Genomic DNA, 12,321 nt, shown 5'->3' on the forward strand with positions numbered 1-12,321 from the left:
GTTGAATAAGTGAAGCGCCGCGCGGCGAGCGCTCCTGCCGGCAGCACGGTTAGGATCTGGTGCGCCCGACAGGAGCAGAGGGCCGCATAGCCCGCCTCAATCCTCCGGCAGGGCGCGCGAGCGGCCTTCGGCGTCGAGCGCGACGAAGACGAACTCGGCTTCGGTCACGGGAAAGCTCTCCATGGAGAAGCGATTGCGCGCCCAGGCCTCGACCCGGATCTTCATCGAGCTGCGGCCGGTTGATTGCAGCCGCGCATAGAGCGTCACCTCGTCGCCGACTTTGACCGGGCGCAGGAACTGCATGCCGTCGACCGCCACGGTGGCGTTGCGTCCGCGCGAACGGGCGGCAGCGAGATTGCCGGCCGCGAGGTCCATCTGCGCCATCAGCCAGCCGCCGAAGATGTCGCCCGCCGGGTTGGTGTCCGCCGGCATGGCGATGGTGCGGATCACCAGATCCCCTTCGGGGCGCTTGCCGGAACTGCTCCGAATTTCGACCATTCTGCGCCCTTCCCTGTCACTTCCCCTACGAGGCAAGCGCACCGGGCCATGGAATTCAATCGGAGATCCCCAGCCGTTGTTTCAACCGCAGGCAATGCACCGAAAACGAGGAAATCCATGCAGTGGTAGAGCGTTGCAGGCGATCTTCTCAGCACCGCTGCAACCTATTCGGAGCGGCTGGTCAGGGGTGTCGAGGACTGCGTCCGAACATCACGAACCGTGAATATGACCAATACATCGATCTAGGCCAAGTACAACAAACTATAGGACAAACGCGCATCGCGCTTTCGCCGAACCCCCTCCGAAACCTCATGAAATCGGCCGCAGCCGGGTTTCAGGAACAAACAGCGTCCCTCCCTGATTCGGGCTCTCCTTCCTAGGAGAATTCATTACAAGCGCGGCCCGATTTCTCACGAAAAATTGTGTTAATATGGACCTGTCCCCGAGACTCGTCCCATCGCATGAACCCGGCCCCCAGAGGGCCGATGGCGGCTTTGTGCCTCCAGACCCTTAACTTCGTGGGTCCCCCCCCTCCTGCGGCTTCGGGCGAGCCTGTAATGATTTTGGAGGTTGAAATGCCCGTTTCCCCGAGCCCCTTCCTGCGTCCCGCCGATGGCCGCTACACCCATCCCGACCACCCCGACTGGGGCGCCACCGGCACCGCCCTGCTGCGGATGCCGTATTATGACCCGGCCGCCTATGGCGCGATGTCGAGTTACGGCCGCCCCAACCCCCGGGCCATTTCGAACGCCATCGCGGTTCAGGAAGGCGACACCCCGAACGCGGCGGGCGCCTCCGACTTCCTATGGATCTGGGGCCAGTTCATCGATCACGACATGTCTCTCACCAGCCCGGGCCACAGCGAGACCGCCCATATCGCGGTGCCGCAATGGGACCCCCATTTCGACCCCGCCGGCCATGGGACCGTGGAGATCCCCTTCACCCGTGTCGAAGCGCATGACGGGCACTACACCAACGAGATCACCGCCTATATCGACGGCTCGATGATCTACGGCTCGGACGAGATCCGGCTCGCCGAGTTGCGCACCGATGACGGCAAGCTGCTCCTGACCGAAGAGGGCAACATGGTGCGCGACGGTCATGGCTTCATGACCGGCGACGTGCGCGCCGCCGAGAACGTGGCACTGTCGTCGATGCACACCATTTTCGCCCGCGAGCACAACCGCGTGGTCGACGAACTCTCTGAGGCGGACCCCTCGCTGACCAGTGACCAACTCTTCGCCATGGCCCGCGCGCGGGTCGAGGCGACGATCCAGGCCATCACCTACAACGCCTTTCTGCCCATGCTGCTCGGCAAGGACGCAATCGGGGGCTATGAGGGCTACGACGAGATCGTGAATCCCGGCATCTCGATCGAGTTCTCCACCGCCGTGTTCCGGCTCGGCCACACGCTGCTTTCGGCCAACCTGCAGCGGATGAGCGAGGACGGCACGGCCTACCAGCCGCTCGCGCTACGCGATGCCTTCTTCAAGCCCGAGATGATGAGCCAGCCGGACGTCATCGAGAACCTCATGCGGGGCGCCGCCACCCAGACCGCCCAGGCGCTCGACAACGCGGTCGTCGAGGATGTCCGTTCCTTCCTCTTCGGCGCGCCGGGCGCCGGTGGCTTCGATCTCGCCGCGCTCAACATCCAGCGCGGCCGCGATCTCGGCATCGGGAGCTACAACGACCTGCGCGAGGCCGTCGGGCTCGCGCGGGTGACGAGTTTCTCCGAGATCACCTCGGATGCCGCCCTCGCCGCAAAGCTGGCGTCGGTCTACGCCAATCCCGACGATGTCGATGCCTGGGTCGGCGGCCTCGCCGAGGACCCGGTCAATGGTGGACTTCTCGGCGAGACATTCTCGCGCGTCATGATCGACCAGTTCACCCGGCTGCGCGATGGCGACCCCTATTGGAGCGAGGGCCGCGCGGATCTCTCCGACGCCGAGAAGGCGGCCCTGTGGGACACCACGCTATCGGACGTCATCCTGCGCAACACCGATGTCGAGGCGCTGCAGAAGGACGTCTTCATCGCCATGAACCGCATGGTCGGTACCGACGGCCATGACAAGATCATGGGCGGCGGGGAGCGCGACTTCATCTTCGGCGACAACGGCAACGACAAGCTCTATGGCCGCGACGGCGGCGACGACCTGCAGGGCGGCAGGGGCCGGGACAAGCTCATGGGCGGAAACGGCGACGACTATCTCGATGGCGGCGCCGGCAACGACATGCTCGTCGGCGGCAGGGGCGACGACATGCATGAGGGCGGCGCGGGCCGGGATCGCTTCGACTTCAACGTCCGGCAGGGCGGCCACGACACCATCAAGGATCTCGAGATCGGCATCGACGGCGTCAAGATCACCGGCGTCCCGCTGCGCAAGCTCGATATCGGCGAGGTGGATGGCGAGCTGACCCTTTCCTACGGCCGCACCGATTGGAGCCTGACGCTCGAGAACCTCACCCTGCAGGACTGGAACCAGCACGGCTGGAACATCCTCGGTTAGGTCCTTGCGAGGTACTGTCCCGAGCTGCGCCCCGGCGGGACGGCGCGCCCTCGGGATTGCCGCGCGGCGTCCTTGGACACCGAGGTCATCCCTCCGGGTCGACCGATGACGCCAAGCATGGATGCGGGCGTCTCGGAACTTTGGCCCTTAAGCACCGCAAACCCGGCAGGGATGCCGCCGGGCCCGCGTGACACGTCATGCGCCGTCAGCGCTTCTTCATCGCCTCGAGCAGGGCCGAGCCGAGGGCGCCGGGCTGATCCGCGCCCTTGGGCGCGCCGCCCTTCCGGCCATCGCCCTGGGGCGGCTTTCCGGGCTTGCGCGGCGCGTCCTTGCGCCGCTCCTGCCGGTTATCGCCCCTTGCGTTGCGATCCTCCTTGGCCGAGGCGCCGCCATCCTTGCGCATCGTCAGGCCGATGCGCTTGCGGGCCACGTCGACCTCGGTGACGCGCACCTGCACCACGTCGCCGGCCTTCACCACCTCGTGCGGGTCCTTCACGAAACGGTCCGCCAGCTGGCTGACATGGACGAGACCGTCCTGGTGCACGCCGATATCCACGAAGGCGCCGAAGGCCGCGACGTTGGTCACGGTGCCTTCGAGGCGCATGCCCTCGCGCAGGTCGGTGATCTCCTCCACGCCCTCGGCGAATGTCGCCGTCTTGAAGCTCGGGCGCGGGTCGCGGCCCGGCTTTTCCAGCTCGGCGAGGATGTCGCGCACCGTCGGAAGGCCGAAATGCGCGTCGACATAGGCCTCGGCCCGCACGCCGCGCAGCGCCTCGGGGTTGGACTGGAGGCTGCGCAGGTCGCGGCCGCAATCGGCGACGATCCGGCGCGCCACGTCATAGGCCTCGGGGTGGACGGCAGAGGCGTCGAGCGGCTCCTTGCCATCGCGGATGCGCAGGAAGCCGGCGCATTGCTCGAAAGCGCGCGGCCCGAGGCGCGCGACCTTCAGAAGCTCCTTGCGGGTGGTGAAGGGGCCGGTCTCGTCACGATGCGCGACGATCGACTCCGCCAGCCCGGGGGTCAGGCCGGAGACATGCGACAGCAGCGGCGCGGAGGCGGTGTTGAGATCGACACCGACGGCGTTCACCGCGTCCTCGACCACCGCTTCGAGCGACTTCGACAGGCGGCGCTGGTCGACGTCGTGCTGGTACTGGCCGACGCCGATGCTCTTGGGTTCTATCTTCACCAGTTCGGCCAGCGGGTCCTGCAGGCGCCGGGCGATGGAGACCGCCCCACGCAGCGACACGTCGAGATCGGGGAACTCCTTCGAGGCCAGCTCGGAGGCCGAATAGACCGAGGCGCCCGCCTCGCTGACGATGACCTTGGTGGGTTTCTTCACATCGCCGGGCAGCAGCGCGAGCGTGTCGGTGACCAGCTTCTCGGTTTCGCGCGAGGCGGTGCCGTTGCCGATCGCGATGAGTTCGATGCCATGCGCCTTGATCAGCCGCAGGATCGCGGCCTGCGCGCCTTGAACGTCCTTTTTCGGCTGGAAGGGATAGAGCGTGTCGGTGGCCAGGACCTTGCCGGTCGCGTCGATCACCGCCGCCTTCACCCCGGTGCGGATGCCCGGATCGAGGCCGAGCGTCGGCCGCGCGCCCGCAGGTGCGGCGAGCAGGAGATCCTTGAGATTGCGCGCGAAGACGGCGGTCGCCTCCTCATGGGCGCGGGCCCGCAGCTCGGCGACGAGCTCGGTCATCATCGTGGTCGAGAGCTTCACCCGCCAGGCCCAGCTCCCGACCTCGCGCAGCCAGCGGTCGCCCGGCCCGTCGCCCGAGGGGCGCAGCCGGGCCGCGACCATGGACTCGCAGCGGGGTTCGCCGACCTCCTTGTCGGGGCCGATATCGAAGCGGATGACGCCTTCCTTCATGGCGCGCAGCAGCGCCAGGGCCCGGTGCGAGGGCATGGTCGACCACTTCTCGGAATGGTCGAAATAGTCCGAGAACTTGGCCCCCGCCTGCTCCTGGCCGGCGACCACCTTGGCGGTGACGATGGCCTCCTTGCGCAGGTAGTCCCGCAGCTCGCCCAGCAGCTCGGCAGTCTCCGACAGCTCCTCGGTGAGGATGTCGCGGGCGCCGTTCAGCGCTTCGCGCACCTCGGGCACCGCCTCGCTCAGATAGGCTTTCGCGAGCGCCTCCGGATCCTTGGACCGGTCTGCCATGATCGCGTCGCGCAGCGGCTCGAGCCCGTTCTCGCGCGCGATCATCGCCTTGGTCCGGCGCTTGGGCTTGAAGGGCAGGTAGATATCCTCGAGCTGCGTCTTGGTCTCGGCGGCATCGATGGCGCGGGCCAGCGCGTCGGTGAGCTTGTCTTGCTCGCGGATCGATTTGAGGATCGCGTCGCGCCGGTCGTCGAGTTCGCGCAGATAGCCCAGGCGGTCGGCCAGCAGGCGCAGCTGCGCGTCGTCGAGCCCGCCCGTGGCCTCCTTCCGGTAGCGCGCGATGAAGGGGACGGTCGCGCCCTCGTCGAGCAGCTTGATCGCGGCGGCGACCTGGGCGGCGTTCGCGCCGATGTCCTGGCCGATGGTCCGGTTGATACGGGTGGCGCGATCCATGGTAGTCCTTTCATCCCCTGCGACCGCCTGCATACGCGCGCGGGCAGACGGACAAAAGGGTGGCCGCTGCTACCCCCGCGCAGGCGGGCCCGCTGGGCAGAACTTCGCCGCCGCGCGTGCGCCGAGGAGGAAGGGGTCGGGTCAGGCGTCCGAGAGGTAGTCCTCGGAGACGTAGCCGGTGATCTCGGGCGTGTCGGCGAGCGAGACGCGGCACCACAGCTGTCCCACCTCGGTCACGCAGTTGCGCCGGATCAGCGGCGTGCCGTCGGGAATGCCCAGGATCACGCTGTAATCGAGCCCGGGCCCTGCGCGCAGGTTGAGCAGCTCGTCGGGGCCGGCGCCCTTGACCACGGTTCGGGTCCCTGACCCGGCGCAGCCGGAAAGGAGCATCAGCATCAGGGTCGCGGCGATGGCGGGGCGGCGCATAAGCTCACCTTCTTGGTTTCCGTCTCGCGCCCTTTTGTCAGGCCGGTCGCCGCGAGTGAAGCAGGAACTCCGCCCGTGGCGGCGCACCGCTTGTCGGCGTATGGCGATCCCCGGCGCGGCCCTGCTGCCGCGCCGGGGCGAGGCGGTCATTTCTGCGGACGGCCCGCCACATAGGTCTGCGCCACCGCCCGGTCATCGCCCAGCATCTGCAGCACGAACAGCTCGTCCTCGAGGCGCTCCACCCGCTCCATGCGCAGCGCCATGGCCGGGGTCGCGCGGGCGTCGAGGATGACGATGTCGGCCTCGGTGCCCGCGTCGAGCGTGCCGATGCGATCCGCCAGACCCAGCGCGGCGGCATTGCCCCGGGTGATCCAGTCGAAGGCTCGCAGCGCGTGCAGGCTCTGGTTCTGCAGCTGCAGGATCTTGTAGCCCTCGTTCAGGGTCTGCAGCATCGAGTAGCTGGTGCCCGCGCCGATATCGGTGGCGATGGCGTTGCAGGCGCCTGCGTCGCGCATCCGCGCCTCGTCGAACAGGCCGCTGCCCAGAAACAGGTTCGAGGTCGGGCAGAAGACTGGCCGCGCGCCGGTCTCGGCGATCCGCGCCACCTCGCGGTCGCTCAGATGGATCGCGTGACCCAGCAGCATCCGGTCGTTCAGCAGGCCGTAATGTTCATAGATGTCGAGATAGTCGCGCGCCCGCGGGTAGAGCGAGGTGGCGAAGGCGATCTCGTCGCGGTTCTCAGACAGGTGGGTCTGCACGTGGCAACCGGGATGCGCGGCGACCAGCGCGCCCGCCATCTCCATCTGTTCGGGCGTCGAGGTGATGGCGAAGCGCGGCGAGATGGCGTAGCCCGCCCGCCCGCGCCCGTGCCATTTCGCGATCAGCGCCTCGGTCTCGTCATAGCCCTGCTGCGCCGTGTCGCGCAGATTGTCCGGGGCGTTGCGGTCCATCATCACCTTGCCGCCGATCATCCGCATGTCGCGCGCCGCCGCCGCCTCGAAATAGGCGTCGGCCGAAGCCGGATGGACCGAGCAATAGGCCACGGCGGTGGTGGTGCCATGCGCGCAGAGCAGGTCGAGGAAACGCGTCGCCATGGCCTGCGCATGCTCCGGGTCGACGAAGCGGGCCTCCTCCGGAAAGACGTAGCCGTTCAGCCAGTCGAGAAGCTGCCGGCCCCAGGATGCCACGACCTGGAGCTGCGGAAAATGGATATGCGGATCGATGAAGCCCGCCATCATCAGATGCGGGCGATGGTCGATCACCGTCGCACCGCCCGCCTGCGGGGCCACCTCGTCATGCGTGCCGGAGGCGAGGATGATGCCGTCGCGCAAAAGCAGCGCGCCGTCTTCCTCGTAGCGATAGGCGCCGGTGTCGTCGGGGTCCTGCGGCTGCGCCGAAAAGCTGAGCAGTCGGCCGCGAAGCAGTGTGTCGGTCATGGGTCGGATCCTTGGAGAGCGCCCGGCCCGCATGCGTCGCGGGCCGGGCAGGTTGCATCATTCGGCCGGCGCGGCGGCCGTGGTGGGAGGAAGGGTGGCGTCGCCCGCCGTCTCCGGTTCGGCCTGCCGCGCGATCAGCGGGTAGACGAACAGGAAGGCGGCGGTGATCAGGTAGCCCACCGTGATCCCGTCGAGTTGCGGCCACTGCAGCGAAGCGGCGTGCAGGATGCCGACCGAGGACATCACGGCCGCGGCCAGCGCGAAGCCCGCGGCGTTGCGGAAGCGCGCGTCGATCACCGAGGCCACGATCGCGCCCCAGACGAGACCGGTGATGATCGCGCCCTGCGCCAGGGCGAGGTGGCCCTCGTAATGCGCGCCCTCCTGCATCAGCGCCGCGGTGAGCGCCGCGTCTCCCAACGCCGGTGCGCCCTCGACCCCGACCGCGTTCATCGCATTGGCGAGCGAGCCCCACTTGGTGACCAGGAAGCTCGAGATATGCGGCAGGATCGCGATGGTGACCGCGGCCATGTGCTCGGGGCGAACCGAATGGGCGGTGTTGGTGATCAGGCTGATCGCCACGAAGACCAGAACCGGCGCCGCCGCGGCGATCGGGATCAGCCCGTTGAGAAGCGCCAGCAGCCCGAACACCGCCGACAGGCCGATCACGCCCGCCACGCCGATGATGTAGCCCGCATGCGCCTCCATCCGCTTGTAGGCGGGATGGCCGATATAGACGGTGGTGGGAAAGGGCGAGCCGAACACTGCGCCGATCATCGTGCCGGCCCCGTCGGTCAGTTGGCACAGCCCGACCGGGTAGACGTCACCGGCGGCCTCGGCGCTCTCGACGTTGTTCATCGTCTCGATGAAGTTGTAGATCTGCACCGGCACCAGCACGAGCAGAAGCTCGGGGTTGGCGATGAGGTAGCTCACCCCCGCCATCAGGTCGCCGATCCAGGGCAGCGGCGGGTAGAAGCCGATCTGCTCGACCTGCCAGGACGACTGTCCCAGCACGATCGCGGCGATGGTGCCGACGCCGATCGCCAGCAGGCCCGCCGGGATGTCGAAGGGCAGCCGGAACCGCCCGACCAGCCCCCACAGGATGATCACCAGCGACGAGAAGCCGATCACCGGGTTTTCGAAGATCGTGGCCAGCGGCACCGATCCGATGAACACCAGCGCGATGCCGCACAGCGTGCCGAGCATGCCCGCGCGCGGCGTGATCCGCTTGAGCAGCGGGCCGACCAGCGCGCCGCAAGCGGCGACGATGCCGCCCAGGAAACCCGCGCCGATGCCGACCTGCCAAGCCAGCAGCGCATCCTGCGTCGCCCAGTAGATCGGCCCGATCACCCCGAAGAGATAGACGAACATCACCGGCGTGGAGATGCCGTAGGGCAGCGCCGTCACGTCGCGCCCGGTCCGCTGCGCGATCCGCCGCGCCAGCCAGACATAGACCGCGACCCCGGCCAGGATGGCGATGGCCGCCCCCGGCACGATCCGCCCGTAGACGATCTCGGGCGGCATGCGGAACAGGAACTGGCAGACACCCGAAAGCACCATCAGGTTCACGAGGTTGTCGGTGAACAGCGCCCAGAACGCGCTGTAATCGCTCCGGGCGAATATCTTGTAGCTGTAGCCTTGTCGGGTCATCTTCGGGCTCCTCCCCTTGTCCCCACCCGCCCGCACCGCCGCAGATCCTCCCCCGCGCGGCCCGAGCAGAAAATTCACGTCATGACGTGGTTTTTCGCGTGCTCCTCAACACGCGCCTTTGCGCCGCTCCTCGCTGCGGCGGCATGGCCCAGCACCGCGGCCAGCGCCTCGGCCGCGACGAAGGCCGCGATCACCTCGGGCCGCTTGTCATCGGCATGTGCACCCATCGGGCAGACCAGCCGGTCGACCGAACGATCGGGCCATTGCGTGCGCAAATAGCGGGCGAACTTGGCCCGCTTCGTCGCCGATCCGATCATGCCCGCATAGGCCGCGTCGTCGCGCGCCAGCGCCTCGGCGGCGAGCAGGAAATCGAGCGCGTGATCATGCGTCAGCACCACGAAGGCCGAGCCCGGCGGCGCGGCGCGGACCAGCGCCTCTGGCAGCACGCTGAGCCGGGTCTCGACCTGTGCCGTGCATTGTGCGAGTTCCCCGGCCCGGCTGTCGACGAGGACAACGCGCAGCGGCAGGGTCTGGGCGATCTGCGCCAGCGCCCGGCCGACATGGCCCGCGCCAAAGATGTAGAGATGCGGCCGGGCGCGCGCCTCGGCCTCGGCGTCGGCCAGCATCGCCGCGCGCGCGGCGTCATCGAGCCGTTCCAGCGCGATCTCGACCCGCCCGCCGCAGCATTGGCCGATCTCGGGGCCGAGCGGCACGTCCATGCGCGCGCGCTTCTCGCCATCGCGCAGCATCGCGCGGGCGCGGTCGATCGCCATGTATTCGAGCTGACCGCCGCCGATCGTGCCATGCAGGGCAGCCGCGCCGACCACCATCTCGGCGCCCTCCTCGCGCGGGCACGAGCCGCGCACCCGCACGAGGCGCAGCCGCACCGCGTCCGGCATCTGCGACAGGGCCCGCGCCAAGGTCATGCCCGCGCACCCCTGAGACGTTCGACCGCCATCAGCATCCGTTCCGGCGTGGCGGGCGCGTCAAGCCGCGGGCAGACCCGGTAATCCGCCACGCTCGCCACCGCCATCGACAGCGCCTCGAACACCGAGATGCCGAGCATGAAGGGCGGCTCGCCCACGGCCTTGGACCGCTTGATGGTCGGCTCGCGGTTCTCGCTCCAATCGGCGAGGGCCACGTTGAAGACGCGCGGCCGGTCGGAGGCGAGCGGGATCTTGTAGGTCGAGGGCGCATGGGTGCGCAGCTGCCCGGCCTTGTCCCACCACAGCTCCTCGGTCGTGAGCCAGCCCATTCCCTGCACGAAGGCGCCCTCGACCTGCCCGATGTCGAGCTCCGCGTTCAGCGACCGGCCCACATCGTGCAGGATGTCGGTGCGCTCGACCCGGTATTCGCCGGTCAGCGTGTCGATCGACACCTCCGAGACCGAGGCGCCATAGGCGAAGTAGTAGAAGGGCCGGCCCTTGCCGGCGGCGCGGTCCCAATGGATCTTGGGCGTCTTGTAGAAGCCCGCCGCCGAAAGCTGGACCCGTGCCATGTAGGCCGCGCCGATCAACTCCTCGAAGCGCATGGCGGTGTCGCCGACATGCACGTGGCCCCCTTCGAAGCGGATCGCCTCGGGCGCGACGCCCCAGCGCTCGGTCGCGAAATCGACAAGCCGCGCCTTGATCTGCCGGCAGGCGTCGAGCGCCGCCATGCCGTTGAGATCCGAGCCGGAGGAGGCCGCCGTGGCCGAGGTGTTGGGCACTTTCTCGGTGGTGGTGCGGGTGATCTTCACCCGGCCGAACGCCACGCCGAAGGCCTCGGCCACGATCTGCGCGATCTTGGTGTTGAGCCCCTGCCCCATCTCGGTGCCGCCGTGGTTCAGATGGATCGAGCCGTCATTGTAGACATGCACCAGAGCGCCGGCCTGGTTGTACCAGGTGGCGGTGAAGGAAATCCCGAACTTGACCGGCGTCAGCGCGATGCCGCGCCGGATCACGCCGCCCTTGGCGTTATGCGCGAGCACGGCGGCGCGCCGCGCCTGGTAGTCGCTCGACGCCTCCAGCTCGTCGACGATCCGGCCGATCACGTTGTCCTCGACGCTCTGGTGATAGGGCGTCAGGTCGCGGCCATCGCCGGGCTGGCCGTAGAAATTGGCGCGCCGCACCTCCAGCGTGTCCTTACCGAGGCTGTAGGCGATCTCCTCGATGATCCGCTCCGCCGCGATCACGCCCTGCGGGCCGCCAAAGCCGCGAAACGCCGTGTTCGAGACGGTGTTGGTCTTCAGCGGGTGCGAGCGCAGGCGCACATTGGGATAGAAATAGGCGTTGTCGGCATGAAACAGCGCCCGGTCCGTCACCGGCCCCGAGAGATCCGAGGAGAAGCCGCAGCGCGCCGCGAACTCGCCATCCAGCGCGGTGATCCGGCCGGTCTCGTCGAAGCCGACATCGTAATCGATGACGAAGTCGTGCCGCTTGCCGGTGGCCTGCATGTCGTCGTCGCGGTCGGGGCGCAGCTTGACCGGCCGGTTCCAGCGCTTCGCGGCTAGGGCCGCGACGGCACAGAACAGGTTCATCTGCGTCTCCTTGCCGCCGAAGCCGCCGCCCATGCGCCGCACGTTCACCGTTACGTCGTTGGACCGGATCCCGAGCACCCGCGCCACCATGTGCTGCGCCTCGCTCGGGTGCTGGGTCGAAGAGTGGACCAGCACGTCGTCATCCTCGCCCGGCAAGGCGAAGGCGATATGCCCTTCGAGATACATGTGATCCTGCCCGCCGACCCGCATCCGCCCCCGGATCCGGTGCGGCGCGGCCACCAGCGCGGGACCGGGCTCGCCGCGCGTGAGCGTGAGCGGCGGGGTGACGTAGCCGTCGCCCGCCGCCCGCGCCGCGTCGATGTCGAGCAGCGGCGGCAGGTCCTCGTAGTCGATCTCGGCCAAGCGCGCAGCGCGGCGCGCCGCGTCGCGGCTCTCGGCCACCACGGCAAAGATCGGCTGTCCCCAGAACTCAACCTTGTCGGTGGCAAAGATCGGCTCGTCGTCCCGCCCGGTCGGGCTCACATCGTTGATGCCGGGAATGTCGGCGGCGTTCAGCACGCCGACCACCCCGGCCGCCCCGCGCACCCGCGTCAGGTCGATGGCGCGGATCCGGGCATGGGCCCGGGTCGACAGACCCAGATAGGCGTGCAGCGTGCCGACGGGTTCGGGGATGTCGTCGGCATATTCGGCCCGGCCGGTGACATGCTTGACCGCGCTGTCATGGCGCGGATCGGTCTGCGTCAGCGCCGTCTCTTCGGTGAAGTCCTTCATGGCAAT

Annotated in this window: 8 protein-coding genes; 1 reads left to right on the forward strand and 7 read right to left on the reverse strand. The window is 68.3% G+C overall.

Annotated features, from left to right (window positions below; translation table 11 throughout):
* Positions 1-96: 96 nt before the first annotated feature.
* Positions 97-498 carry an acyl-CoA thioesterase gene (locus T8T21_RS18960; RefSeq protein ID WP_322338016.1) on the reverse strand — a complete coding sequence of 134 codons (402 nt, stop codon included), beginning with the start codon at positions 496-498 and terminating at the stop codon, positions 97-99.
* A gap of 575 nt (positions 499-1,073) precedes the next feature.
* On the opposite strand from T8T21_RS18960, the gene T8T21_RS18965 reads away from it, so the two are divergent.
* Entirely contained in the window at positions 1,074-3,005 is a 1,932-nt protein-coding gene (locus T8T21_RS18965; protein ID WP_322338017.1) for a peroxidase family protein, read from the forward strand.
* A 205-nt stretch (positions 3,006-3,210) separates the two neighbouring features.
* Here the strand turns inward: T8T21_RS18965 and T8T21_RS18970 are convergent, their stop codons facing one another.
* The 6 genes from T8T21_RS18970 to xdhB form a co-directional block, all read right to left on the reverse strand.
* Positions 3,211-5,556 carry a Tex family protein gene (locus tag T8T21_RS18970; protein WP_322338018.1) on the reverse strand — a complete coding sequence of 782 codons (2,346 nt, stop codon included), beginning with the start codon at positions 5,554-5,556 and terminating at the stop codon, positions 3,211-3,213.
* A gap of 141 nt (positions 5,557-5,697) precedes the next feature.
* The gene (locus T8T21_RS18975; RefSeq protein WP_322338019.1) at positions 5,698-5,982 is read right to left on the reverse strand and encodes an SH3 domain-containing protein; all 285 of its coding nucleotides are present in this window, start codon (positions 5,980-5,982) and stop codon (positions 5,698-5,700) included.
* A 146-nt stretch (positions 5,983-6,128) separates the two neighbouring features.
* Positions 6,129-7,418, reverse strand: coding sequence for a guanine deaminase (guaD, locus tag T8T21_RS18980; protein WP_322338020.1), 1,290 nt, complete (start codon positions 7,416-7,418; stop codon positions 6,129-6,131).
* Positions 7,419-7,475: 57 nt separating this feature from the next.
* Positions 7,476-9,065, reverse strand: a complete 1,590-nt coding sequence (locus tag T8T21_RS18985) for a permease family protein (RefSeq protein ID WP_322338021.1) — start codon at positions 9,063-9,065, stop codon at positions 7,476-7,478.
* A gap of 74 nt (positions 9,066-9,139) precedes the next feature.
* Entirely contained in the window at positions 9,140-9,991 is an 852-nt protein-coding gene (xdhC, locus tag T8T21_RS18990; RefSeq protein ID WP_322338022.1) for a xanthine dehydrogenase accessory protein XdhC, read from the reverse strand.
* Complete coding sequence (gene xdhB, locus T8T21_RS18995) at positions 9,988-12,315, reverse strand: xanthine dehydrogenase molybdopterin binding subunit (protein WP_322338023.1); 2,328 nt, start codon at positions 12,313-12,315, stop codon at positions 9,988-9,990. Before xdhB ends, xdhC begins: the two co-directional genes overlap by 4 nt.
* Positions 12,316-12,321: the final 6 nt, after the last annotated feature.

Origin of the sequence: Limimaricola variabilis (assembly GCF_034371605.1) — a bacterium.
Classification (GTDB): domain Bacteria; phylum Pseudomonadota; class Alphaproteobacteria; order Rhodobacterales; family Rhodobacteraceae; genus Limimaricola; species Limimaricola variabilis.